The following is a 22,091-nucleotide window of genomic DNA, read 5'->3' on the forward strand; positions in this document are numbered from 1 at the left end:
CTCAAATCGCATTCGTTATCAAACCGTGATTGTACCGTGATGGAATTGTAACCTGAACAGTGGCTGAGTACGGCACATCCCTGCCATGACAGGGATGATGTCCTCGCCCACCTCGATCGTCATCGTAAAGTTGGGAGTTCCCCCAGAATCGGTGAGCTCGGCTGCTCGCACCCCGCCTCGCGAGCAGTCCGCGCTGCCGCACGGGTTCTGCTCAACCTTGCGTCGCGATGCTCGCGTGAGCCGCGCCGCAGGTCGTCCAGCCCCTAGGCTCCGAAGAACCCTCCACCCGGTCGTCGCCGTCTTGGCCCTGATCGGATCGGACGCGACCACGACCCGGTGCCACCGCACCGGCGGAGGCGGATCCGCGGCCCCACCCGGCCGACCGTTCGAGGAAAGACGAGCCCCGTGCGCGCACTCACCAAGCTGTCCGCCGACCCCGGACTGGAGCTGCTCGACCACCCGGAGCCGGGCTGCGGCGCCTGGGACGTGAAGATCCGCGTGCTGCGCGCCGACATCTGCGGCACCGATCTGCACCTGGCCGACTGGGATGACTGGGCCCGCTCCACGGTGGACCCGCCCCTGGTCATCGGCCACGAATTCTACGGCGAGATCGTCGAGGTGGGCTCGGAGGTCACGAGCGTCGCCGTCGGCGATCGAGCCTCGGGTGAAGGCCACATCGTGTGCGGGACCTGCCGCAACTGCCGTGCCGGGCACCGCCACGTCTGCATCGCCATCGAGGGCCTGGGCGTGAACCGCGACGGCGCCTTCGCGGACTTCGTCGTCCTGCCGGCCACGAACGTGTGGGTCCACCCCGCGGATCTGGACCCGGACCTGGGCGCGATCTTCGATCCCCTGGGCAATGCGACCCACACGGCCCTGCAGTGGCCGATGGTCGGCGAGGACGTCGTGATCACCGGCGCCGGGCCGATCGGCGTCATGTCCGCCGCGATCGCCCGCCACGCCGGCGCCCGCTACGTCGTCGTCTCGGACGCCAGCGACTACCGCCTGGAGCTGGCCCGCACCGCCGGTGCCGACCTGACGATCAACGTGACCCGCGAGTCGCTGGCCGATGCCCAGACGAACCTGGGGATGAAGGAGGGCTTCGACATCGGGATGGAGATGTCCGGAGCGGGCCCGGCCGTCATAGACATGATCGCCAACATGAACCACGGCGGACGCATAGCGCTGCTCGGGCTGCCCCACCAGTCCTACGATCTGGATTGGGGCAAGGTCATCACGCACATGATCACGCTCAAGGGCATCTACGGACGTGAGATGTTCGACACCTGGTATGCGATGTCCCAGATGATCGCCGCCTCGCAGCGCTTCCGATCAGCCGTCTCCCAGGTCATCACCCACCGCTTCCCCGCCGAGCGGTGGGAGGACGCCTTCGCCGCGGCCCGCTCCGGGCAGTGCGGCAAGGTCGTCCTGGACTGGTCCTGACGGGCCCGGCGACAACGCCTCCCCTCACCTCCGACCCCGAAGGACGACCATGTACGGCACCCTGAAGGACGAGCTGACCGCCACGCTGCGGGAGATCCGCGACTCCGGGCTCCACAAGGACGAGCGCGAGCTGACCTCCCCGCAGTCCGCCCACATCACGACCCTGAAGTCCGAGGCGCTGAACTTCTGCGCCAACAACTACCTGGGCCTGGCCGATGACCCGCAGATCATCGGCGCCGCCAAGACCGCCCTGGACGACTGGGGCTTCGGCATGGCCTCGGTCCGCTTCATCTGCGGCACGCAGAACCTGCACATCCAGCTCGAGGACAAGCTCTCCGAGTTCCTGGGCACCGAGGACACGATCCTCTACTCGTCGTGCTTCGACGCCAACGGCGGCGTCTTCGAGGTGCTCTTCGGCGCCGAGGACGCGATCATCTCCGATGAGCTGAACCACGCCTCGATCATCGACGGGGTGCGGCTGTCGAAGGCCCAGCGCTTCCGCTACAGGAACGCGGACATGGCGGATCTGCGCGCCCAGCTCGAGGCGGCCGCCGATGCGCGCCGGAAGGTCATCGTGACCGACGGCGTCTTCTCCATGGACGGCTCCTACGCCCCGCTGGATGAGATCTGCGACCTGGCCGAAAAGTTCGGCGCCCTGGTCTTCGTGGACGACTCGCACGCGGTCGGCTTCATCGGCGACGGCGGGCGCGGAACCCCCGAGCTGTTCGGCGTGATGGATCGCGTGGACATCCTCACCGGCACGCTCGGCAAGGCCCTGGGCGGAGCATCCGGCGGCTATGTGGCCGCCCATCAGGAGATCGTGGACCTGCTGCGGCAGCGCTCGCGCCCCTACCTGTTCTCGAACTCGGTGGCCCCGGCGGTCGTCGCCGGCTCCCTGGCCGCGCTCGAGCTGATCGAGTCCTCGGCGGACAAGCGGCGCACGCTGCAGGCCAACACCGAGCTGTTCGACTCGCTGATGCGCGAGGCCGGCTTCGACGTCCTGCCCGGAACGCACCCGATCCGCCCGATCATGTTCCCCGGTGACGACGGCGCCCGCCAGGCGACCCAGATCGCCGATCGCATGCTCGAGGCCGGCGTCTACGTGATCGCCTTCAGCTTCCCGGTCGTGCCGCGGGGCAAGGCGCGGATCCGCGTGCAGCTGTCCGCATCGCACTCGGAGCGCGACGTCCGGGATTGCGTGCAGGCTTTCATCGACGCGCGCGACGCCGTGGCCTGAGGCCTCCGCGCGCAGCGGCCCGCACCAGAGCGCATCGACAGGCGGACCCGACGAGCTCGAGCTCGTCGGGTCCGCCTGTCGCTGTCGGGACAGGGATCTCGTCGTCGTGCTCAGGCCACCTGCCGGCGTCGGGCCGCCTGATGCCGGCCGTGCACTGCGTGGTAGAAGACGCCGGCCACGACCACCACGACCGCCAGCCCCGCGTACATGGGGCCGTAGCCGGTCGCCGAGAGGAGGGCGCCCAGCAGCACCGGGCCCAGCCCGATCCCCACATCGGCCAGCAGCAGCAGCGTGGAGATCCCGGTGCCGAGCTTGTCGGCAGGCACGGCGCTCACGGCGATGGCCTGGGCGGCCGGCATCAGCGTGCCGTAGCCCAGGCCGGTGAGCGCACCGGCCACGACCACCTGCCAGTCCTGCTGGGCCGCGGACAGCACGACCAGCGCCAGGACGAAGCACACGATGCCGAACCACACGACGATGTTGTCCCCGCGCTGGTCCTGGACGCGACCCAGCACGAAGCGCATCACGAGCATGGCCAGGGCGTAGGCCACGAAGAACAGTCCGGCGCCGGTGGCGACATCGCGCTCCACGGCATAGGCGTTCAGGTAGGTGATCACCCCGGCATAGCTCAGTCCGATCAGTACCATGAACAGCCCGATCGGCACGACGGCCGGATGCAGGATCTCCGAGAGCGAGAACTCGGCCTTCCGCGCGGCGACGGCCTCGTCGTGCTCCTCGGCCTCCTCGTCCGTTCGCGCCGGGGTGCCCTCGGCATGACGGCGCAGGAACAGCGCCAGCATCAGTCCGATGGCGGTGGCCGCCAGCGCGACGGCGAACAGCATCCCGTAGCTGTACGCGCCGACCAGGAAGAGCCCCAGCGCCGGCCCCACGGCCGTGGCCAGCGTGGTGCCCAAGGCGAAGAAGCCGGTGCCCTCGGCGCGACGGGCTGCGGGGATCACCGACTGCACGATGGCCATCACCGCCGTGGAGGCGAAGGCGTAGGCGAATCCGTGCAGGATGCGCACCGCGATCAGCAGGGGCAGCGAGGCGGTCGGGAGGTAGAGGGCGCAGGCCAGGATCGTCACCGCCAGGGCGGCCAGCATGACCCGGCGCCTCCCCAGCCTGTCGACGATGAAGCCGGTGACCAGTCGCGCGACGGTCGCCCCCACCACGAAGGAGCTCGAGGCGAAGCCGCTGGCGGCGTCGTCGGCGGCGAACTCGCGCACGGCGTACAGCGCCATGGTCGTCACCAGCAGGTAGAAGACGAGGTACTGCGAGAAGTTCACCAGCCACGCCAGCACGAAGGCAGGGGTGATCAGGGGCTGAGCGCTCGGGTGGTCGATGCGCGGGATCTCACCGGTGGCGGCGGACAAGGGTCATCTCCTGGGATCGAGGTTTGTATGATGCAAATCTAGCACTGAGTTTGCACGATACAATTCGAGGCGACGAGATCGCACCGCTGAAGGGGGCCGCCGCATGGACGAGCAGAGCGAGAGCCGGACGCTGCAGGCGCTGATGTACGAGCACATGCTGATGTCCCGGCACGCGCTGCAAGGCTCGGCTCCCCGCCTGCGCTCGGCGACCCTGGAGCGCAGCGCCGCCGTGCTGCTGGCACGGCTGGAGGCCTCGGGGCCGCTGTCCGTGGGAGAGCTCGCCGAGGCCTTCGACCTGGACGTCTCCACAGTCCACCGCCAAGTCGCGGCCGCCATGAAAGCCGGGCTGATCGAGCGCGTCGCAGACCCCGACGGCGGATCGGCCCGCAAGCACCGCCCCACCTCGGAGGGCTCGGCCCGCCTCCGGGAGGACTTCCGCGGACGCACGGACTCCGTCGCCGCGGTGACGGCCGAGTGGGCTGACGAGGACGTCGAGCAGCTGACCCGCCTGATGCGCCGCTTCAACGAATCCGTCGAGGCCATCCGCGCCCAGCCCTGGCCGCGGCCCGGACTCGACTGAGCAGACCAGATCGAACGCGCCGTCGGCCGAGCGCGCTAGCCGGCAGCGACGACGTCGGTGAGCTCCAGCCAGTCGGCCATCGAGCGCAGCTGGGCCGCGAGCGCCGGCCGCGCCGCAGCCGGCGCGTCGGCCTCCCAGGTCAGACGCTGCACGCGCAGGGCATCCGCGGCGCGGTCGGCCTTCAGGTCCGCGCGGGCGACCAGAGTGTCGCCGTAGACGAAGGGCAGGACGTAGTAGCCGTGCAGGCGCTGGGCTGCGGGCGTATAGATCTCCAGGCGGAAGCGCATGCCGAACAGCGACTCGGTGCGCTCGCGCTGCCACACCAGGGAGTCGAACGGGCTGACCAGAGCCTCCACATGGGCTCGGCGGGGCCGTCGGGCCTCGGTGTGCAGGTACGCCGGCCCCAGGCCGCGGACCGTCACCTCTTCCAGCTCGCCGGACGCCAACAGTTCGACGACGGCGGCGCGGGACTCGTCGGCTCGCAGCCGGAAGTAGTCCCGCAGGCTGCGCAGGCTCGCCACCCCGTGGGCGCGAGCGGCGATGCGGATCAGCTCCACATGTGCCTCATGAGCATCCATCTGCCGCGAGCGCTCGAGCAGCTCGGGAGGAAGGATCCGCTCGGGCAGCACATAGGTGCGCTCGAACTGCTGATTGCGCCCGCTGCTGACGATCTGCCCGGACCAGAACAGGAACTCCAGGGCGGTCTTGACGGCCGACCAGTTCCAGCCCCAGCCATTGCCGCGCCCGGGGATCTCGTGCTCCACGAGCGCGTCGCACTGCCGAGCGGTCAGAGGCCCGTGCGCGGCCACGACGGCCAGCACGCGCTCCACGAGCTCGGGCTGCTCCTGGGCGATCCGGCGGATGCCGCCCCACGCTTCGTCGCGTGCGCGGGCGCGGCGGAAGGCCAGCAGCGGCCAGGTCTGCGGCGGGACCAGGCTGGCCTCGTGCGCCCAGTACTCCACGAGGCGCCGGGGCGAGCGGTCGCGCAGGCGGTCCAGTCGGGCGCGGTCATAGGGCCCGAGCCGGGAGAAGAACGGCAGGTAGTGGGAGCGGGTGAGCACGTTGACCGAATCCACCTGGACCACGCCCACGCGATCGATCACCCGGTTCAGGTGCCGCGCCGTGACAGCGCCCGGAGCCGGGCGCGGGTCCAGGAAGCCCTGGGCGGCCAGGGCGATGCGGCGGGCTGCCGCAGGAGTCAGCTCGGTCATCGGGGCCCCTGGTTCAGCGCGGACTCCAGCTTCTCCAGGGTCTTGGCGCACGTGCGCTGCCCGATCAGCCCCTCCCGGGCATGGGCCGTGGCTTCGAGGCCATGCTGCGACCACACGACCTGCAGGACGCAGGGATTCATCCCCGCCGCACCCGAACCGACCATGCCGGTCATGAGCACGACCGGTCGGTCCGGGGCCCATCCCCACTCGGCTCGACCGCCGAAGACCTCCCGCAGCACGTGCTGGGCCAGGTCCTGATCCAGCGCCACCGGCAGCTGGGCCCGCGCCCCGTCCAGGTGCGTGAGGTGGCGGGTGCCGACCTGCGCACCGAACGCACCTCCCGAGCGGCCTCCGACGGCACCGGGGATCCCGGCCCCGACCCCGCCGCCGAGGCCTCCGCCCGCACCGCCGAGCTGGGCGAGCCGCCCCTCCAGGCGCGCCTCGACCTCTGCCAGGGGCAGCACCGGAGAGGGCACCTGCGGTCGAACCGAACGTCGGCGGCGAAGCAGCGGCAGCAGGATCAGCAGCACTCCCCCGACCCCGAAGAACAGGGCACCGATCAGCATGATCGCGACCATCACCCAGTCCCCCGCGTCGCTCGGCCCACCGCTCAGCCCGCCGGCCAGCATCGCCAGGCACCCCAGGCCCATGCCGATGGATCCCACCCCCATGAGGATCGGGGTGGCGGGGTGATCGGCGCCCAGCAGCTGCGTCAGCCCGATCAGCGCGCAGCCGCCGAAGAAGGCGATCACGACCAGGCCGAGCATCACGGGGCCGAAGAGCAGGACGAAGACACCGGCGGCGACAAACAGCAGGGAGATGACGAGCAGCAGGATGGCCTTGAGCCGGCCGGGCTGAGATCCGCCCATCGCTCAGGACCCCGACGGCCAGGTGTCGCGGACGGGTGCTCCGCCTTCGACCACGTCCTCGGACCTGCCGGTGAAGCGGGTCCAGGAGTCCTGCGGCCGGTAGCCGAGCTCGACCATGGTGTTCGTGATGTCCCAGCGCCGGTTGGGGTTCTCGGAGATCGCGTAGTACGCCCCGAAGCTGCGATCCGCCTCAATCGCGCAGCGCACCACCTGGACGCAGTCGTCGGGCGAGAGCCACATGGCGTGCAGCAGCTCGTCGTCGGCCTCCAGAGGATCCTGGGCGTACCAGCCGATGCGCAGGGCGATGAACTCGAGGCCGAACTCGTCGTGGTAGTAACTGCCCAGCGCCTCGCCGAAGACCTTGGAGACCCCGTAGAGCGAGTCCGGTCGAGGCAGCGTGGTGGGCAGCACGGGCCACTGCTCGTTCCGATCCCACATGCCGAAGGCGTGATTGGACGACGCATAGACCACGCGGCGCACCCCGGCCTGCCGGGCCGCTTCCAGCACGCTGCGGGTGCCCACGATGTTGGCGTCCAGGACGTCGTCCCACTCGGCCTGCGGGGCCGATGCCCCCGCCAGGTGCACCACGGTGTCCACGCCATCCATCAGGGCCAGCATCTCGTCCAGGTCGGTGATCTGCGCTGGGCGCAGCACGCGCTCCTGCTCCTCGTTCCTGGGCGTGCGCCCGTGCTGGATGATCTCGTAGCCGGGGCCCTGCTCGTTGAGCCGCTCGGCCAGCAGCAGCCCGATCCCGCCGGTGGCACCCGTGATCAGGAGGCGGCGGCTCGGGGCGGAGGACTCTGATGGCGTGGTCATGGCCCCATCTTCCCCCGGCGCATGGATCGGCGCACGCGCCGCAGCAGGGTCGTGCTCGGATCCTGGTCGCGCTCCACCGACGGCTCGTGGGAGGCGCCCTCTACCACGGCCTGCGCCGCCGAGGACTCCACGCCCGCGTAGAGCATCGCGTCCAGGGCAAGAAGGCGGATCATCCGCACTGTGGGATCGCAGTCCCGGGCGGAGCCCAGCTCGGACAGCGCCGCCGGGAAGTCGTCGACGACGCCCTGGCGGGCGCTGCGGCTCGCGGGATCCTCGGCCAGGCGCTCGATCAGTCCCGCGAAGCGCTTCAGGGAGGCGCCGTGGGCCATCCGGAACGACGGGTCCGCGGCGATGGCCAGGCGCACGGCCATGATGGCGTCATCGCCCAGCAGGTCCAGATGACCGGCGTTCTCGGTCATGGCCACCAGGGGGCGCCTCCCGGAGCGGCGGGTCAGCGAGTGCCGGGCCACGCGCTGGCTGCGCTCGCGCGCCGAGGCCACATCGGCCAGGTCGTCGCGCGTCTCGCGCAGGCCCGCGAGCGCGTCGACGGCCGCGTCCTCGTCGTCGTGCTCGAGGGCCTCGGCAGCCCGTCGCAGTCCGGAGCCCACGGCCGTCAGCGCCTCGGACTCCGCCGCGCGCAGCATCTTCAGCGGGTCCGGGGTGAACAGCAGCTGCGTGAACACGAGCGCGACTCCCGCCCCGATCAGGGCGTCGATCAGCCGCTCAGGGCCGGCGCTGCCGTCGGAGATCGACACGGTCAGCACGGCCGAGGCCGCCGACTGGGCCACCAGCAGCCGGGAGCCGCCGGCCAGTGTGGAGATGCTCAGCGCCACGAGGACCGCGATGCCCAGCGCGAGCGCCAGATCGGAGACGACCAGCAGGGTCAGCTCCCCCACCACGATCCCGAGCACGACGCCCAGCAGCAGCTTCAGGGCGTTGAGACCGCGCTCGCCCAGATCCGTGTTCAGGGACACGACCGCGGCGATCGGGGCGAAGAACGGCTCCGAGTGGCCCCCGAGCCAGCGGGCGAGCAGGAAGGCGATCAGCGCGGCGGCGGCCAGCTGCAGGATGGTCCACCCGTCCTCGCGCAGCCGATCGCGCACCTCAGCTCTCCATCCCACCGCACCTCACCCGTCCTCCTCGGCGCCCTGCGCCAGCGGCCTCAGGCCATCGCCCTGCCCTTGGTCTCGGGCAGGGCCTTCCACACGAAGCACACGCTCAGCAGCGCGAAGGCCGTGTACAGACCGTAGGCCAGATCCAGGCCGATGCCCGCCAGGACGGGGAAGGTCAGCGTGATCAGCCAGTTCATCAGCCAGTTCACGGCGGTGCACACGGCCACGGCGATGGTGCGGAGGTCCGAGTCGAACAGCTCGCCGAGCATGAGCCACATGACCGGCCCCCAGGTGATGCCGAAGGAGATCGCGAAGCCGTTCATGCCGATCAGGGCGGTGAGCGCAGCCCCGCGAGGCAGAGCGCCCTCGGCGCCGCCGCCCTGGGCGAAGGCGATGGCCATCGCGGCCATGGAGGCGACCATGAACGCGCCGCCGACGATCAGCATGCTCCGGCGTGGGACGCGGTCCATGATCAGGATCGCCACGACCGTGGCCGCGATGCTCAGCCCGGCGGTGAGCATACTGACCTGGAAGGAGGCGTCGACGGGCACGCCCACCGACTGCCAGATGGTGTTGGAGTACATCTTCACGACGTTGATGCCCACGAGCTGCTGGAAGGCGGCCAGCAGGATCCCGGCCCACACGATGCCCTGGAGCCCCAGCCGGCTGCCGCGCAGATCCTTCAGCGACGGGCTCTCGGATCGGTCCGCGAGCTTCTCGCGGATGCGCTCGAAGCGGCCCTCGGCGTCCTCGCCGCCGGCGCGCTCGATGAAGGCGCGGGCCGAGTCGTGATCGCCCAGGCGCACGGCATCGGGCGGGGACTGCGGCAGGCGCAGCGAGATCAGCACGTAGGACAGCGCCATGACGGCGACGACGGCGAACATCCAGCGCCAGGCCTCCATGCCCCACAGCTGGGCCGATTCGGAGCCTGCGGCCCGGGCGAACAGGTACCCGGAGACCAGGCCCAGGAACTGACCGAGCACGATCGCCATCTGCCAGAAAGTGCCCATGGTGCCGCGGATGCGCGGCGGGGAGACCTCGCTGACATAGGCCGGGACCACTGCGCTGGCGGCGCCGATGCCCAGGCCTGTGCAGATGCGGAAGACGAGGATCAGCCAGAAGCCGTCGGCGAGCTGCGTGAGAACCGAGCCCACGAGCATCAGGGTGCCGGCCAGGGTCATGACCGGGGTGCGCCCTATCCGCTCGGAGACATCGCCCGAGAACCAGGCACCCGCAGCCGCCCCGATCATCGCGATCGAGGTGATCAGCCCCGTCTGGAACGAGCTGAGCTCCAGCGACGGCGCGATGCCGTTGATCGCCGAGTTCATGGTCGACATGTCGAAGCCGAACAGGAAGCCGCCGATCACCGCGCCGACCGCGAGCACGGCGATGAAAACGGTCTGATGACGGGCGGCGGGCCTCGCCTGGGCGGGCGCAGAAGAAGGCACGGGGAACCTCGCTGACAGGGGAGGGGAAGGAAGGGTGCTGTCCTTCACCGTATCCACGCTCCGGATCCCCCGCGCGCCCGAGGTGAGCCGGATCTCAGCCGCGCAGTCCTGCGGCGGCCCGGTGGAGGGCGTCGGCGGAGACCGTGAGCACGGCGTCACGGTCGTCTCCACGAGCTTCCAGATCGCGGGCTGCGTCGGGACCTCGCTGGCCGCCGGCGTCCACGGCGCGCTCAGCGCCTCCGGCACGGCGAGGAACCGCGCCCCGTGGGCATCGTGAGCCGCTCGTCGATCAATCGCATGGTGGCGGGAAGCCGTCTGCGCCGGCACAAGGACAGTAGGACGCTGGTGGAGACCAGCCTGTGATCAGGCGGCCCGCATGGCGCGGGGCTCAGCGCAGCAGCCGGCTCAGCAGCCGGTGGGCGCCGCGGCGGCCCATCCGCTTGCCGAGGGCCTCGGGGCCGCGCTGGGCCGCGCGGGCGTCGCCGCGCATCCGTCGTGCCTTGAACAGCCAGTTCAGCATGGTGTTTTCCTCCTGCGCGTCGTCGGTCCGGCGCGGAGTCAGCGGCAGGTGCCGTGGTAGCGGACCGCGTGGTCCGGCTCAGCCTACGGACCCCGTCCGACGGGCGGGAGACCCTCAGTCGCCGCGCATGTCCTGGGCGAGCATCACCACGATGCCGCTGGGCCCTCGCAGGTACGTCAGGCGGTAGACGCCCTGGTAGTCCGCGACTCCGCGCAGCGGGTGGCAGCCGTGGGCGGCCGCCTTCTCCGGGGCGGCGTCGAGATCGTCGACCTGGAAGGCGACCCGGTGCATGCCCAGGTCGTTCGGCTGGGTCGGTGGCATGGGGCTGGCAGGCGGGTGGATGTACTCGAACAGCTCCAGGACGCCGCGTCCGTCGGGAGTGGACAGCACGGCGATCCGCTCACACATCCACAGCGGCTGGGCATGCCGCCACGATCGCCGAGGCAGCCTCGATGGCCTCCTGGACGTCCTGCTTCGTGGCGAGCGCCCCAGAGATATCGGGGTACTCGGTGCTGTTGCGGACCTGTCGCATCCAGTCGAACTCCGCCACGGAATCGTCGGACACATACGCAGCGGCGGCCGCGCCGGTGTTCACGTGCGCCCCGCCCACCGGCCGAACACGCAGACCGTGGTGAGCCAGCACGGCTGCCAGCGCCTTGCGCACGTGGTCGGGGTTGGCGCTCACCCGCTCGAGCCTGCGCGCCTGCAGCATCTGCTCGATCTCGGCCGGCCGTTCAGTCATGGATCTCGCCTGTCATCACGTCGACGACCGGACGCTGGCGGATGGTCTCGACGAGGGGAGAGGGCTCATCCGCCTCCCACTTAGGGGAATGGTCACGGGTGCGCTCGAGATCTCGCTGCGACGTCAGAGCAGGCCTGTAGCGTGCGCCGAGATACACTGCACCGACGAAATCTCGTGAAGGGAATCCGATGACCGAGACCACGCAGGACCGCACGCCCACGCAGGACCCAGCGGAGGACGGGGCCTTCTTCCCGTCTCCGTACTCACTTTCCCAGTACACCGCTCCCACCACGGACTTCGACGGACTGGCCACCGAGGAGCAGTACCGCGGCGGCCGCTGGAAGGTCCTGGTGATCGCCGCCCACGAGCGCTACATGCGCATGCGCAACGGGACGTTCTTCTCCACCGGCAATCACCCCGTCGAGACTCTGCTGCCGCTGCACCACATGGCCCAGGCCGGCTACGGCATCGACGTCGCCACGCTCACGGGCGGGCCCGGCAAGTTGGAGTGGTGGGCCTACCCGTCGCAGGACCAGGCTGTGGCCAGCACCTGGGAGGCCGCCCAGGAGTCCTTCAAGACCCCGCGCGCGCTCGCCGACGTCATCGCCGACGGGCTCGACGACTACGCCGCGATCTTCATCCCCGGCGGCCACGGTGCCATGACGGGCCTGCCCGACAGCCGCGAGCTGCGGTCGGCACTGGACTTCTTCCTGGAGCAGGACCGGCTCATCATCACCCTGTGCCACGGCCCCGCCGCCCTGCTGGCCGCCGGCATCGACCGCGAGAAGAACCCCTTGGCCGGTCGCCGCATCACCGCGTTCCCAGATTCCCTGGACCTGGGGGCGAACATCGAGATCGGCTACCTCCCCGGGCAGATGCCGTGGAACCTGGGCGAGCAGCTCACCGCCGCCGGTTTCGAGATCGTCAACGACGACATGTCCGGAGCGACCACCCGCGACGGCAATCTGCTGACCGGCGACAGCCCTCTGGCCGCGAACCAGCTCGGCAAGGAGTCCGCGCTCGCGCTGCTGGAGTCTTTCGGCGACTGAGTCGTCCCCTGGAGTCGGCACACCATCGCAGCTCCTGCACCGAGCCCGCCCCGGAGCCTCTTCCGGAGCGGGCTCGGCCATGAAGCCCCCGGCTCTTCAGCTCCGCGCGGTGACTCGGGCGATGAAGCCGAGGATCTCCTCTTCGGCCTCGGCGCGAGTCAGCGGCTCGTTGTGCACCTCGTGGCGGACCTCGGGGAAGACGCGGGTGCGGACGTCGTCATGGCCGCTGTCCCGCAGTCGATTGGCCACGTGGAACGCGCCTTCGCCGAAGTTGGCGACAGGATCCTGCTCCCCCGCCAGGATCAGCACCGGCAGATCCACGGGCAGAGCGGCGTAGAAGGAGTCGTCGTTCGCCTGGTCGTAGAGGTCCACGAACCCCTTGAGGAACCGTGCGCTCAAGGGCGCCCCGAAGTTGTTGAAGGGGTCGCGGCCGTGGTCGGCCACCACGTCGGCGTCCAGGGCCACCCAGGCCGTGGGGCCCGCGTCCTGGCCGAACCGGGCCAGGAAGCCGTCGAAGAGCTGTCCCACCAGAAGATCCGGCGCCGGCTCGGCACGGCCCTCTCCGGCGGACAGGCGGGCGAGCATGTCCCGGTCGATCGTCGACTCGATGCCGCGCATCTGCGCTGCGATGCCGCCCAAGGCCAATCCGGCCAGCTCGACATCCGGCTGCGCGGCCAGGACGCGGGCGATCATCGAGCCCCAGCTGTGCCCGAACACGACCACCGGGACCCCGGGCAGCTCCTGGCGCACCCTGGCCAGCAGCGCCAGCTCGTCGTCGACGACCACACGGGCGGCGTCGTCGCCGGCATCTGCCCAGATCCCGGACCGCATGGCCGTGCGACCATGCCCGCTGTGATCGCCCGCCGCAACCGCGAACCCCTCGTCCAGCAGCGCGCTGATGAGGTGGAGGTAGCGCCGCGAGTGCTCGCCGAGGCCGTGGACGATCTGCACGATCGCCTTGGGCTCGGCGATCGGCGTGTGCAGCCACGCCTGGATGGTGTCGCGGCCATTGGCCGACGCGAACTCGATCTCCTGCAGTGCCATGGGGGTCCCCTGTGCTGGATGCGCCGCCGGTCGGCGCTGGGAGCCTCAGCATAATTCGGCGCGACCTGACAGCTCCGGTGGAATGCAGCCGCCCCGCAGCTCACTGCCGGGCGCTGCTGCCGTCCACCGCACGGGCCAGATCGGTCATGGCCAGCTCGCCGTGGACCCCCGCGCCTGCCATGACTCCGGCTGCGGCGGCCGAGACCACCATGGTCATGGGCTGGCTTGGCGTTGCCTGCGCTCCAGATCCCCGGGATCGGTGTCATCCCCTGCGGGTTCGTGGGGATCTGCCGCCCGAAGGGCGTCTCCCCGGGACAGGCCGCGGAGTTCTCCACCATGACCCTGCACGCGCTCGAAGCCCACCGCGGGCCGGCGGAGATCCTCACGGTCTTCGATCACGACGGCGAGCAGGCGCACCTCCCTGGACGGCCCCAGGGCTGAGGCTCGCCAGACCGGATCAGCCCCTGGCGAGCTCGGGCCGCTGACGCATGCCGTACGTCGCCACGCGCCGAGTAGCGTTGGCTCCATGAACACGATCTTCGATTCAGTGCGCGGCCTCGGCTTCCGACGCGGACCGCAGCGGCTCGCCGGAGGCATCGGCGGCGCGATCGCCGCGCGGCTCGGGATCAACGTGTGGGTGGTCCGCGCGCTGCTGCTCGCCTCGTTCCTGCTGCCTGTGCTGGGCGTGGGCGCCTACGCGCTCGTGTGGGTGCTGACCCCTTGGCAGGACGGCAGCATCCCGCTTGAGCGGGCCCTTCGAGGCTGACGACCGTGGTCCTGGCCTCGCGAGTGCTATCGCTGCTCAGCGCCGCACTGTGGGTCCTGAGCCTCACCACGCCCGTCCTCGATTCACGGGACAAGGACGGCATCTCCATGGTCCAGACCGCCCTGGGCGGCACCGAGAGCGGGCTGAAGGCGGACTGGCCGCTGTTCGCCGCGCTCGGTGCGGCCGTGATCCTGTGCGCGCTCAGTGCCTGGATCGGCCGCTCGCGCCGGTGGGCCCTTGCGGCGCTGATCGTCGCGGCGGTGTGGGGCGTCGTCCTCTGGCACATGATCGACACCGCGCCGTTTGCGCTCTGGGACGGCATGGACGCACAGGGCCGACCCACCGGCGGCATGGTCGTGGCGGAGCCCGCGGCCGGTGCCGCCCTGTGGGGTGCTGGCATCGCCGCCCTGGCGCTGGCGGGACTACTCCGGCTGGCGGTGCGGCGGCCTCAGGCGACTCGCGCCGACTGACCCGTCAGCCCGGTCCTTGGGACCGGGATGGCAGCGAGATCGGGGGACGATGCAGTTCGATCCCATCACCGCAGGAGGAGTCGTCCTTGCACGTCATCTGCTGATGGTGCTCCAGGACCAGCGCGAGCATCGCCCCGTCCAGATCGTCTCGAACGATGACGTCTCGCTGCTGGTGGGCCACCCGGAGGACCTCGCCGTCGTGCGCCCCGCCGTGGAGGCCTCGCCGGAGCACGGCCGCGCCGGACTGGTGGCCGCGGTCGCCCAGCAGGCCGAGGACGCCCTGGAGAGGATCGACGAGGACAGCCAGCAGCTCGGGGACGAGACGCTGGGGTTCGCCTCCACACCACGACGACGGGAGCTGGGCCGACTGCGCGCCGAGTTGTTCCGCCTCGGCCAGACGCAAGCCGCGCACCGCAATATGCTCATCGCCCACGACGAGCTCTCGGATATGCTCGAGCAGCAGCATCGCAGCCGCCTGAATCAGGCCGCAGCCACCTTCAGGGCGAACCAGTCCACCGCCACGCGCCTCTACGCGATGGTCGGCGACGTCCTGGACGAGCAGGCGACCGTGGTCTCGGAGCGCCTCACCGTGGTGGCCACGATCTTCCTGCCGCTGACCCTGGCCACCGGCTTCTTCGGCATGAACTTCCAGTGGATGCTCGACCGTCTGGACTCACTGGCCTCTTTCCTGCTGCTCGGGCTCCTTGCCCCTGCCGTCCTGACGGTGCTCACCGTGTTCGGGCCGCGCCCGCTGAACCGACGGACCTGAGTCGGCTTCTGCCCCAGGGCAGTTCGACGGGAACGACCTCGAGCACCCGGAGCAGGAGAACATCTGCCGCGCTCATCGTGAGGACAGTTCCTGTCCTCACGATGAGCGCCCGCACTATGCCCCCTCCAGCGCCTGCAGGAGCTGAGCGCTCGTCGGCCCGAGACCCTGATCTGGGCAGCTCCTGACTCGACTCCGCGAGGGCTCGACAGCGCACTAGGTACGCTTCATACTTAGATACATGACAGACGCCGATCCACTGTGGCCGACCCCCTGGGTGCGCGCCGCCATGGGCACCGCCCTGCTAGCGGTGCTGGCCGAGGAGCCGCTGCATGGATATGCGATCGCCGAACGGCTCGCCGAACGCGGGCTCGGCCGCCCCAAGGGCGGCTCGCTCTATCCGCTGCTGAACAGCCTCGAGCAGCAGGGCGCCATAGCGGCGTCGTGGTCCCAGGGCGACAGCGGCCCCGGGCGGCGCACCTACCGCCTCACCGACGTCGGACGAGAGCGCCTGTCCCGGGAGCGCGACGACTGGCATCGCCTGGTCGCAGCGCTCGAGCCCTCTTCTCCCGCAGCTCACTCTCAGGAGGACGCACGATGACCGCGCAGAGCGATTTCCAGGCCGCCGTCGACAGAGTGGGCACCGCCCGCGGTGCTGAGGAGGATCAGGACTGGGCGCTGACCGCAGGTGGTCGGCTGCTGATGGAGGAGGTGCTGGAGCATCGCATCGTCGAGGCCCTCGACGAGGTCGCCGAGCAGGTGGCCGCGGCACAGGAGCCTGCGCAGGAGCTCTTCGGCGACCCGCTGACCTGGGCGCGGGGGCAGGAGGCGGCCTGGCGCGAGCAGGGCATGGCCCTGAAGGCGCCGCCGACGACCAGCCCGCGCAACTTCGCGGTCGAGACGCTGATCATCGCGAGCTTCTACGCCGGCCTGTTCCTGCTCTACGAGCTGATCACCTGGTCCTGGGCCGACCCCCTGAAGCTGTCCTTCCTGCTGGCACCGCTTGCTCTGGCGCTGACGTCGCGGACGATCGCAGCCGTCCACACCGCGGTGACGGCGGCTCGATCGCACACCGCCGGAGTCCTGGCCGCGGTGGCCGCAGCGCTTCCCGGCATAGCGCTGAGCGTGGGCGTCTTCGCGCTCGGCAATCCCGTGACGCTTTCCGGCACGGCCATGCTGGGCTTCCTGGGCGCGGTCGTCGCCTATGCGCTGCTCGCCTGGGCCACCGCACTGGCCTGGCCCGCGCGGCCCGCCAGGACCGCAGCGCCTCACGACGACGCCTCCTGGTACGACGCCCTGGGCGCTGCACTGCGCAGCCGCGGGGACCTCACGGATTCGCGGGTGAAGGAGATCCTGACCGAGGCGCGATCCCATGCCCAGGAGGCCGGCACCTCGCCTGCCGAGGAGTTCGGGGCGGCGGAGGCCTACGCGCAGCGGTTCGCGCCGAATCGGGCAGTGGCGGCTCGACGCCGGGCCTGGCTGATGACCGGCGTGGCCGGGCTCGCGCTGCTCACCGGCGTGCTCAGCCTGATCGACGGGCAGCTGCGGCCGTGGACTGTGCTGTGGCTGCTGCTGGTCGTGGTCATCGCCGCGCTGGAGTGGCGCAGGGCGCGCAAGCTGAGCTGATTCCTTCCCGCCGGCGCCGATGATCAGACCCGTTATGACGAGATTCTCCGTTGGATCGCGATGCTGTGGCGAGCAGAGTCGGCACAGGCCCGGTGGGCACTGGATCACCGCCATACTGAGCCCATGAAGGATCGTCTGGCTCCTCTGGACCTGCCCGATCAGTCCGAGCGCATGACGAAGACCCACGGCTGGCGCCCCTTCCGGGCCTACGGGCGCTCCAAGCTCGCGGACATGCTGTGGGGCCTGGAGCTCAACCGCCGGCTCGCCCCGCGCGGGATCCCCCTGATGCTGGCCCACCCCGGCTGGGCGCTCAAGGCGCTGCGCGGCGCCCCGACCCTGCTGGCTCGCTCCCCCGAGGCCGCCGATCCGCAGCTGGCGCGGCGGCTGTGGGACGAGGCGGTCCAGCTCACGGGGACCGACCTGGCCTGAGGTGACGCTCCTCGTCTCCATAGCTGCTGGCTCGGCCGCCTCGCGAGGCCGCGCAGAGTCCCGATGGGGACCACAGCAGATCTGCTTGACTGCCTTCATGACGATCTTCGCTGTGCGCTTCTCCCACCTCGACAGGCCAGACCCGCTGGATGCCGAGCGCGTGATCGAGCAGTGGCGCCCCACCGGGGGCACATGGCTCTGACCGCGCACGGGCGTTCGCAGAATCTTCTCGCTCCGGACCTCACATCTCACCCATCCCGCGCGTCTTCAGGGCGATGACGATGAATCAGCCCTTCGATCAAGCAGTCCAGCGGCACGGCGAGACCGTGCTGCGGGTCTGCCGGGCCGTGCTCGGGCCCGGCCCCGACTCCGACGACGCCTGGTCCGAGACGTTCCTGGCCGCGCTGCAGGCATGGCCCGAGCTGCCCCAGGACACGAACGTGGAGGCCTGGCTGGTGCGCGTGGCCCACCGCAAGGCGATCGATATCACCCGGGTCCGCGGGCGGCAGGCGATCCCCACCGACGCGCTCCCCGAGCGAGGCGCCTCACAGGAGCTGCCCGGCGACGACGGGCGCGAGGTGTGGACGGCCGTGGCCGCACTGCCGCAGCGGCAGCGCCTGGCGATCGCCTATCACCACCTCGGCGGCCTTCCTCATGCTGAGACCGCACGGATCATCGGCGGGAGCGCAGAAGCGGTGCGCCGAGCGGTCTCCGACGGCCTCAAGAACCTGCGTCACGGCATGGGCGCGGACCACCCCACGAGAGGAGCCTCCCGATGACCGAGAAGACCCCGACGCCCTGCCCCGGCGACGACCTCGCGACCGAGCGGGACATGCTGTTCCCGATCGAGTCCTCTGCGGTGGCGGATCTGCGATCGCGCCTGTCGGCGCAGGCCGGCGAGCGGGGGCTGGTCGACGTCGCCTATCGCACCCTGGAGACCCCCGTGGGTCCGCTGCTGCTGGCAGCGACCGAGACGGGGCTGGTGCGTGTGGCCTTCGAGCGCGAGGGCTTCGACGCAGTGCTGGAGTCGCTCGCGCAGCGGATCAGTCCGCGGGTGCTGGAGGCGCCGCACCGCCTGGATGCTGCGGCGGTGGAGCTCGACGAGTACTTCGCGGGCCGCCGGCACAGCTTCGACGTGCCGCTGGACTTCGCCCTGTCCTCGGGGTTCCGCCGCAGCGTCCAGACCAGCCTGCTGGGCATCGACTACGGGCGCACCCGGTCCTACAAGGAGATCGCCGAGCTCGTCGGCAGCCCCCGGGCGGTGCGTGCCGTCGGCACGGCGTGCGCGACCAACCCGCTGCCGGTCGTGCTGCCCTGCCACCGCGTGCTGCGCAGCGACGGCGGCCTGGGCGGATACATCGGCGGCCTGGAAGCCAAGACTGCGCTGCTCTCATTGGAGAAGGCGGCCTGAGCGCCGACGACCGGGAACTTCTCAGCCCCCTCCGACACAGCCGGTCTGTAGAGCTCGATGAGGCTCTCATCCGGCACGTCATTCGCCCTGGCCAGGGCCTCGAGCATCGGCGGCGTCGACGACGGGTGCGGCCGGGGACCGATCAGCCGATCGGGTACCCGGTGACCGGGCCCTGGGCGTTCGGCTCCCAGCCGAGCTCCGGAGCCACGTGCTCGGCGAAGCTGCCCAGCAGGTTCAGGTTCAGCTCCGGACCCATGTGGGCGGGGATCGTGAGCATCAGGGTGTCCGATTCCATGACGGCGGCGTCGGCCTTGAGCTGCTCGACCAGCCGGTCCGGCTCGCCGACGTAGGACTTGCCGAAGGTGCTGCGGAAGCCGTCGATGATGCCGATCTGGTCCTGGCCCTCGCGCTGCAGCTGCCCGTACAGCGCCTGGTCCTCGGCGGTGACGATCGGGAAGATGCTGCGGCTCACGCTCGTGCGCGGAGTCCGGCTGTGGCCTGCGGCCTTCCACGCCTCCCGGTACTGCTGCAGCTGCTCGGCCTGCAGATCGGCGAATGCGGCGCCGGTGGCCTCGGTGAGCAGGGTCGAGCTCATGAGGTTCACGCCCTCGCGCCCGGCCCACTCGGCCGTCTCACGGCTGCCGGCGCCCCACCAGATCCGCTCGTCCAGACCCGGCGAATGCGGCTCGACGCGCAGCCGCATGCCCCGTCCGTGCTGGGCGGGATCGGCGTCGACCATCGTCTCCCCTCGCACGGCCGCCATCAGCTGATCGAACTTGGGGCGGGCGATATCTGCACCGCGCGGGTCGGTGGAACCGGTGTAGCCGAAGGCCTCCCAGCCGCGCAGCGCCGGCTCGGGCGATCCGCGGCTGATGCCGATGGCCAGGCGCTGATCGCTGAGCAGATCCAGCGCCCCCAGCTCCTCGGCCAGATAGAGGGGGTTCTCGTACCGCATATCGTGGTTGCAACGCCCGTTCACGTAAGCTTGGTTGCATGGTCGAACTGGTAGCGCTGAGGAAGACGAACGAGGTGGCCGCGTACGTCCGCGCCTCCATGGACCGCAAGGGCGACCGCTGGACGGTCGATACGCAGCTGAGGAAGATCAGGGCGCTGGCCGAGGCCAAGGACTGGAACGTCGTCGAGGTCTACGAGGACAACGCGGTGTCGGCGACGAAGAAGCGCCGCGCTGGCACCCGGTGGGCCGAGATGCTGGACGACGCCCGCGCGGGCCGGTTCTCGATGGTGGTCGCCGTGGACATGGACCGGCTCCTGCGCAGCACGAAGGACCTGAACACGCTGATCGACCTCGGTCTGCGCGTCGTCACCGTGGACGGCGAGATCGATCTCTCGACGGCGGACGGCGAGTTCCGGGCGACGATGCTCGCCGCTCTCGCCCGGTTCGAGGCGCGTCGCAAGGCCGAGCGACAGATCAGGTCGAACGAGCGCCGACGTGCCGAGGGCATCCCCACGTCCGCCTGGAAGGCGTTCGGATGGTCGAGGGAGGGTGAGCTGATCGAGGAAGAGGCCGACGCGGTTCGGCGGGCCTTCGACGCGTTCCTCGGCGAGCCGTCGCTGTCGATCCGGCGCATCCGCGAGGACCTGAACAGCGCTGGTCACCTCACCGCCCGCGGCTCGGAATTCTCCGTCGATGCCGTGCGCTACCTGCTCGCGAACCCGCTTTACTGTGGCTACATCAAGCACTACGCATCCGGCGAGCTGTACCCGGTGCAGGGCGAGGCGTTCCCGCCCATCGTCAGCGAGCAGACGTGGCGGACCGCGGTGGCGAAGCTGGAGGACAACGTGCGGAGGTCGGCCAGGCAGGGCAACCAGCCGAAATACCTCCTGTCGACGATCGGGCTGTGCGGGAAGTGCGGTGCGACGCTCGTCTCGGGGACGAACAGCCGCAAGCAGCCGACGTATCGCTGCGGCGAGCAGTTCCACCTCACCCGCCAACGCGAGCCCGTCGATGCGATGGTCACCGAGGCAGTGCTCACCCGCCTGTCGTCGGTGGACGTGCACGACCTCGTGATGCCGCAGGAGCACGACGGGCCGGACCGCGAGGAGCTGCTGACCGAGCGGAACGCCCTGGTCGAGCGCGTAAAGGAGCTGAGCCCGCTGCTGCGCGACATCCATCAGCCGGTCCTGGAGATCACCGCGGCGATCAACGACGTGAAGGTCCGCATCGACGAGATCGACGCGGAGCTGCTCGACCGCTCGGTATCCGTGGCGGCGAAGCTGCTGGCAGACGTGGAGGAGGCGGTCGGCACCGCGGAGCGTCGCGAGGTTGTCGAGTCGAAGTGGAAGGCGTTGGACATAGACCGCCGCCGGATGCTCGTGGACGAGCTGGTGACTGTGACCATCGAGCCCATCGCGCCCGGTCACGTGAAGTTCGATCCCGACCTCATTCGCATAGAGCCGCGTCGCGACTGACTCATGAGTCAACTCGTCATTGCAATGGTGAGTCGACTCGTGGGAGAGTGGTTGCAGACAAGAAGATCCCACCGGGGCCGCGACTTAGAAGCGCGGGGTTCTGCTCCCGGATGAGTAGCCGGTCAAACAGCCCAACTACCGTGGCGGGGAACCGGAAGATACTCATATCTGAGGACTTCCGATGTCTGTCGTTATCGACGTTCCCCGCGCATCCGCGCTTGACTGCCCTGCTCTCGATCAGGACTCGTCTCCCGTTCCGCATGCTGATGGGCTCGATCCCGTCATTGCCGCCGCCCGCGCCGCCGGTCGCCGAGCCGGTGAGCGCCTGGCACTCACTCCGCTGACGCCGCGACAGCGCGCCGCCGTCGCCGCCGTGATGGGCGGTGGTCGCTGATGAGCGCGAACTCCGCCGCCTTCGATCACCTGACCAGCTTCCGCTGGCGACAGGGCGACCCGTCCCTCGCCGATGGCGAGGCCCAGCTCTACGACCTCGGCGTGCTCCGCTCCGTGCTGGAGGAGGCCGTCGAGATCGCCGTCGCCGACGCCCGCGCCGACGGGGTGACCTGGGCCAGGATCGGCGACGCCCTCGGCGTCACGCATCAGGCTGTCATCAAGCGCTACGGCCGGGGCGGTGGTCGCTGATGCACGCCGACGCACGCAACCTCAGCACCGCACCCGCCGACCTGACCCCGCCCGGAGGGCCTGGCCTGGCACCCGCCGAAGGCGGGCTGCCCATCGCCGTGATGACG

General features: G+C 70.3%; 27 protein-coding genes and 1 pseudogene. 17 read left to right on the forward strand and 11 right to left on the reverse strand.

The features are described 5' to 3' along the window. The first annotated feature begins 405 nt into the window (after positions 1 to 405). Together tdh and RF645_RS03685 are read left to right on the forward strand one after the other, a co-directional pair. Entirely contained in the window at positions 406 to 1,443 is a 1,038-nt protein-coding gene (gene tdh, locus RF645_RS03680; RefSeq protein WP_368818623.1) for an L-threonine 3-dehydrogenase, read from the forward strand. A gap of 49 nt (positions 1,444 to 1,492) precedes the next feature. Further along, the gene (locus RF645_RS03685) at positions 1,493 to 2,680 is read left to right on the forward strand and encodes a glycine C-acetyltransferase (protein ID WP_368818624.1); all 1,188 of its coding nucleotides are present in this window, start codon (positions 1,493 to 1,495) and stop codon (positions 2,678 to 2,680) included. A gap of 110 nt (positions 2,681 to 2,790) precedes the next feature. Here the strand turns inward: RF645_RS03685 and RF645_RS03690 are convergent, their stop codons facing one another. Further along, the gene (locus tag RF645_RS03690; RefSeq protein WP_368818625.1) at positions 2,791 to 4,053 is read right to left on the reverse strand and encodes an MFS transporter; all 1,263 of its coding nucleotides are present in this window, start codon (positions 4,051 to 4,053) and stop codon (positions 2,791 to 2,793) included. 103 nt (positions 4,054 to 4,156) lie between these two features. Here RF645_RS03690 and RF645_RS03695 point away from each other — a divergent pair, with 103 nt between their 5' ends. Next, a complete protein-coding gene (locus RF645_RS03695; RefSeq protein ID WP_368818626.1) occupies positions 4,157 to 4,633 on the forward strand; it encodes a MarR family winged helix-turn-helix transcriptional regulator in 477 nt (158 codons plus the stop codon). Positions 4,634 to 4,668: 35 nt separating this feature from the next. Here the strand turns inward: RF645_RS03695 and RF645_RS03700 are convergent, their stop codons facing one another. From RF645_RS03700 to RF645_RS03720, 5 genes are read right to left on the reverse strand one after another with little or no spacing between them, the layout of a single operon-like run. Further along, positions 4,669 to 5,844 (reverse strand): winged helix-turn-helix domain-containing protein, encoded by a 1,176-nt coding sequence (locus RF645_RS03700; protein WP_368818627.1) that lies wholly within the window; start codon positions 5,842 to 5,844, stop codon positions 4,669 to 4,671. Then, on the reverse strand, positions 5,841 to 6,713 hold the full coding sequence (locus RF645_RS03705; RefSeq protein ID WP_058871359.1) for a hypothetical protein: 873 nt from the start codon (positions 6,711 to 6,713) through the stop codon (positions 5,841 to 5,843). The genes RF645_RS03700 and RF645_RS03705 overlap by 4 nt, the downstream gene beginning before the upstream one ends. Positions 6,714 to 6,716: 3 nt before the next feature. Beyond that, positions 6,717 to 7,529: an NAD(P)-dependent oxidoreductase gene (locus RF645_RS03710; RefSeq protein ID WP_024290980.1), complete on the reverse strand. Its 813-nt coding sequence runs from the start codon at positions 7,527 to 7,529 to the stop codon at positions 6,717 to 6,719. Continuing rightward, on the reverse strand, positions 7,526 to 8,632 hold the full coding sequence (locus RF645_RS03715; RefSeq protein ID WP_058871360.1) for an aromatic acid exporter family protein: 1,107 nt from the start codon (positions 8,630 to 8,632) through the stop codon (positions 7,526 to 7,528). Before RF645_RS03715 ends, RF645_RS03710 begins: the two co-directional genes overlap by 4 nt. 59 nt (positions 8,633 to 8,691) lie before the next feature. After that, the gene (locus tag RF645_RS03720) at positions 8,692 to 10,089 is read right to left on the reverse strand and encodes a sugar porter family MFS transporter (protein ID WP_161937526.1); all 1,398 of its coding nucleotides are present in this window, start codon (positions 10,087 to 10,089) and stop codon (positions 8,692 to 8,694) included. Between the two features lie 82 nt (positions 10,090 to 10,171). Here RF645_RS03720 and RF645_RS03725 point away from each other — a divergent pair, with 82 nt between their 5' ends. After that, positions 10,172 to 10,366: a hypothetical protein gene (locus tag RF645_RS03725; RefSeq protein WP_201023878.1), complete on the forward strand. Its 195-nt coding sequence runs from the start codon at positions 10,172 to 10,174 to the stop codon at positions 10,364 to 10,366. 111 nt (positions 10,367 to 10,477) lie between these two features. Here RF645_RS03725 and RF645_RS03730 read toward each other — a convergent pair whose 3' ends face one another. The 3 genes and pseudogenes from RF645_RS03730 to RF645_RS03740 form a co-directional block, all read right to left on the reverse strand. Then, positions 10,478 to 10,609, reverse strand: a complete 132-nt coding sequence (locus RF645_RS03730) for a hypothetical protein (RefSeq protein ID WP_006215416.1) — start codon at positions 10,607 to 10,609, stop codon at positions 10,478 to 10,480. Positions 10,610 to 10,723: 114 nt separating this feature from the next. Then, positions 10,724 to 11,008: pseudogene (locus RF645_RS03735) on the reverse strand (VOC family protein); the annotation flags it as partial. A gap of 1 nt (position 11,009) precedes the next feature. Further along, positions 11,010 to 11,351 carry a HEPN domain-containing protein gene (locus RF645_RS03740; protein ID WP_058871363.1) on the reverse strand — a complete coding sequence of 114 codons (342 nt, stop codon included), beginning with the start codon at positions 11,349 to 11,351 and terminating at the stop codon, positions 11,010 to 11,012. 188 nt (positions 11,352 to 11,539) lie between these two features. On the opposite strand from RF645_RS03740, the gene hchA reads away from it, so the two are divergent. Continuing rightward, positions 11,540 to 12,400, forward strand: a complete 861-nt coding sequence (hchA, locus tag RF645_RS03745; RefSeq protein WP_058871364.1) for a glyoxalase III HchA — start codon at positions 11,540 to 11,542, stop codon at positions 12,398 to 12,400. A 96-nt stretch (positions 12,401 to 12,496) separates the two neighbouring features. Here hchA and RF645_RS03750 read toward each other — a convergent pair whose 3' ends face one another. Further along, positions 12,497 to 13,444, reverse strand: coding sequence for an alpha/beta fold hydrolase (locus tag RF645_RS03750; protein WP_058871365.1), 948 nt, complete (start codon positions 13,442 to 13,444; stop codon positions 12,497 to 12,499). Positions 13,445 to 13,675: 231 nt separating this feature from the next. Here RF645_RS03750 and RF645_RS03755 point away from each other — a divergent pair, with 231 nt between their 5' ends. The 9 genes from RF645_RS03755 (at position 13,676) to RF645_RS03795 (ending at position 18,912) form a co-directional block, all read left to right on the forward strand. Then, a complete protein-coding gene (locus tag RF645_RS03755; protein ID WP_368818628.1) occupies positions 13,676 to 13,885 on the forward strand; it encodes a hypothetical protein in 210 nt (69 codons plus the stop codon). Between the two features lie 85 nt (positions 13,886 to 13,970). Continuing rightward, complete coding sequence (locus RF645_RS03760; protein WP_006215424.1) at positions 13,971 to 14,210, forward strand: PspC domain-containing protein; 240 nt, start codon at positions 13,971 to 13,973, stop codon at positions 14,208 to 14,210. 5 nt (positions 14,211 to 14,215) lie between these two features. Then, positions 14,216 to 14,680: a hypothetical protein gene (locus RF645_RS03765; RefSeq protein WP_058871367.1), complete on the forward strand. Its 465-nt coding sequence runs from the start codon at positions 14,216 to 14,218 to the stop codon at positions 14,678 to 14,680. A gap of 49 nt (positions 14,681 to 14,729) precedes the next feature. Then, complete coding sequence (locus RF645_RS03770) at positions 14,730 to 15,449, forward strand: CorA family divalent cation transporter (RefSeq protein ID WP_058871368.1); 720 nt, start codon at positions 14,730 to 14,732, stop codon at positions 15,447 to 15,449. A 238-nt stretch (positions 15,450 to 15,687) separates the two neighbouring features. Then, a complete protein-coding gene (locus tag RF645_RS03775) occupies positions 15,688 to 16,047 on the forward strand; it encodes a PadR family transcriptional regulator (protein ID WP_024290992.1) in 360 nt (119 codons plus the stop codon). Then, positions 16,044 to 17,072, forward strand: coding sequence for a hypothetical protein (locus tag RF645_RS03780; protein ID WP_058871369.1), 1,029 nt, complete (start codon positions 16,044 to 16,046; stop codon positions 17,070 to 17,072). Before RF645_RS03775 ends, RF645_RS03780 begins: the two co-directional genes overlap by 4 nt. Positions 17,073 to 17,195: 123 nt before the next feature. Continuing rightward, on the forward strand, positions 17,196 to 17,501 hold the full coding sequence (locus tag RF645_RS03785) for a hypothetical protein (protein WP_058871370.1): 306 nt from the start codon (positions 17,196 to 17,198) through the stop codon (positions 17,499 to 17,501). A gap of 281 nt (positions 17,502 to 17,782) precedes the next feature. Further along, the gene (locus RF645_RS03790) at positions 17,783 to 18,280 is read left to right on the forward strand and encodes an RNA polymerase sigma factor (protein ID WP_058871371.1); all 498 of its coding nucleotides are present in this window, start codon (positions 17,783 to 17,785) and stop codon (positions 18,278 to 18,280) included. 53 nt (positions 18,281 to 18,333) lie between these two features. Continuing rightward, positions 18,334 to 18,912: a methylated-DNA--[protein]-cysteine S-methyltransferase gene (locus RF645_RS03795; protein ID WP_235586766.1), complete on the forward strand. Its 579-nt coding sequence runs from the start codon at positions 18,334 to 18,336 to the stop codon at positions 18,910 to 18,912. A 142-nt stretch (positions 18,913 to 19,054) separates the two neighbouring features. Here the strand turns inward: RF645_RS03795 and RF645_RS03800 are convergent, their stop codons facing one another. After that, positions 19,055 to 19,867 (reverse strand): LLM class flavin-dependent oxidoreductase, encoded by an 813-nt coding sequence (locus tag RF645_RS03800; protein WP_368818629.1) that lies wholly within the window; start codon positions 19,865 to 19,867, stop codon positions 19,055 to 19,057. Positions 19,868 to 19,905: 38 nt separating this feature from the next. On the opposite strand from RF645_RS03800, the gene RF645_RS03805 reads away from it, so the two are divergent. From RF645_RS03805 to RF645_RS03815, 3 genes are all read left to right on the forward strand, one after another. Next, entirely contained in the window at positions 19,906 to 21,342 is a 1,437-nt protein-coding gene (locus tag RF645_RS03805; RefSeq protein WP_368818630.1) for a recombinase family protein, read from the forward strand. 181 nt (positions 21,343 to 21,523) lie between these two features. Then, the gene (locus tag RF645_RS03810; protein ID WP_006215449.1) at positions 21,524 to 21,736 is read left to right on the forward strand and encodes a hypothetical protein; all 213 of its coding nucleotides are present in this window, start codon (positions 21,524 to 21,526) and stop codon (positions 21,734 to 21,736) included. Next, entirely contained in the window at positions 21,736 to 21,984 is a 249-nt protein-coding gene (locus RF645_RS03815; RefSeq protein WP_006215448.1) for a hypothetical protein, read from the forward strand. The genes RF645_RS03810 and RF645_RS03815 overlap by 1 nt, the downstream gene beginning before the upstream one ends. Positions 21,985 to 22,091 lie beyond the last annotated feature (107 nt).

It is taken from the genome of Kocuria sp. CPCC 205260 (assembly GCF_040981045.1).
Classification (GTDB): domain Bacteria; phylum Actinomycetota; class Actinomycetes; order Actinomycetales; family Micrococcaceae; genus Kocuria; species Kocuria palustris.

Excerpts from the sequence above, each read along its gene's own strand:
- RF645_RS03760 (WP_006215424.1), top strand. The coding sequence starts at position 13,971 with ATGAACACGATCTTCGATTCAGTGCGCGGCCTCGGCTTCCGACGCGGA.
- hchA (WP_058871364.1), top strand. The coding sequence starts at position 11,540 with ATGACCGAGACCACGCAGGACCGCACGCCCACGCAGGACCCAGCGGAG.
- RF645_RS03795 (WP_235586766.1), top strand. The coding sequence starts at position 18,334 with ATGCTGTTCCCGATCGAGTCCTCTGCGGTGGCGGATCTGCGATCGCGC.
- RF645_RS03810 (WP_006215449.1), top strand. The coding sequence starts at position 21,524 with ATGTCTGTCGTTATCGACGTTCCCCGCGCATCCGCGCTTGACTGCCCT.
- RF645_RS03805 (WP_368818630.1), top strand. The coding sequence starts at position 19,906 with ATGGTCGAACTGGTAGCGCTGAGGAAGACGAACGAGGTGGCCGCGTAC.
- RF645_RS03740 (WP_058871363.1), bottom strand. The coding sequence starts at position 11,351 with ATGACTGAACGGCCGGCCGAGATCGAGCAGATGCTGCAGGCGCGCAGG.
- RF645_RS03800 (WP_368818629.1), bottom strand. The coding sequence starts at position 19,867 with ATGCGGTACGAGAACCCCCTCTATCTGGCCGAGGAGCTGGGGGCGCTG.
- RF645_RS03705 (WP_058871359.1), bottom strand. The coding sequence starts at position 6,713 with ATGGGCGGATCTCAGCCCGGCCGGCTCAAGGCCATCCTGCTGCTCGTC.
- RF645_RS03685 (WP_368818624.1), top strand. The coding sequence starts at position 1,493 with ATGTACGGCACCCTGAAGGACGAGCTGACCGCCACGCTGCGGGAGATC.
- RF645_RS03775 (WP_024290992.1), top strand. The coding sequence starts at position 15,688 with ATGACAGACGCCGATCCACTGTGGCCGACCCCCTGGGTGCGCGCCGCC.
- RF645_RS03695 (WP_368818626.1), top strand. The coding sequence starts at position 4,157 with ATGGACGAGCAGAGCGAGAGCCGGACGCTGCAGGCGCTGATGTACGAG.
- RF645_RS03790 (WP_058871371.1), top strand. The coding sequence starts at position 17,783 with ATGAATCAGCCCTTCGATCAAGCAGTCCAGCGGCACGGCGAGACCGTG.
- RF645_RS03710 (WP_024290980.1), bottom strand. The coding sequence starts at position 7,529 with ATGACCACGCCATCAGAGTCCTCCGCCCCGAGCCGCCGCCTCCTGATC.
- RF645_RS03815 (WP_006215448.1), top strand. The coding sequence starts at position 21,736 with ATGAGCGCGAACTCCGCCGCCTTCGATCACCTGACCAGCTTCCGCTGG.
- RF645_RS03770 (WP_058871368.1), top strand. The coding sequence starts at position 14,730 with ATGCAGTTCGATCCCATCACCGCAGGAGGAGTCGTCCTTGCACGTCAT.
- RF645_RS03730 (WP_006215416.1), bottom strand. The coding sequence starts at position 10,609 with ATGCTGAACTGGCTGTTCAAGGCACGACGGATGCGCGGCGACGCCCGC.
- RF645_RS03785 (WP_058871370.1), top strand. The coding sequence starts at position 17,196 with ATGAAGGATCGTCTGGCTCCTCTGGACCTGCCCGATCAGTCCGAGCGC.
- RF645_RS03750 (WP_058871365.1), bottom strand. The coding sequence starts at position 13,444 with ATGGCACTGCAGGAGATCGAGTTCGCGTCGGCCAATGGCCGCGACACC.
- RF645_RS03780 (WP_058871369.1), top strand. The coding sequence starts at position 16,044 with ATGACCGCGCAGAGCGATTTCCAGGCCGCCGTCGACAGAGTGGGCACC.
- RF645_RS03700 (WP_368818627.1), bottom strand. The coding sequence starts at position 5,844 with ATGACCGAGCTGACTCCTGCGGCAGCCCGCCGCATCGCCCTGGCCGCC.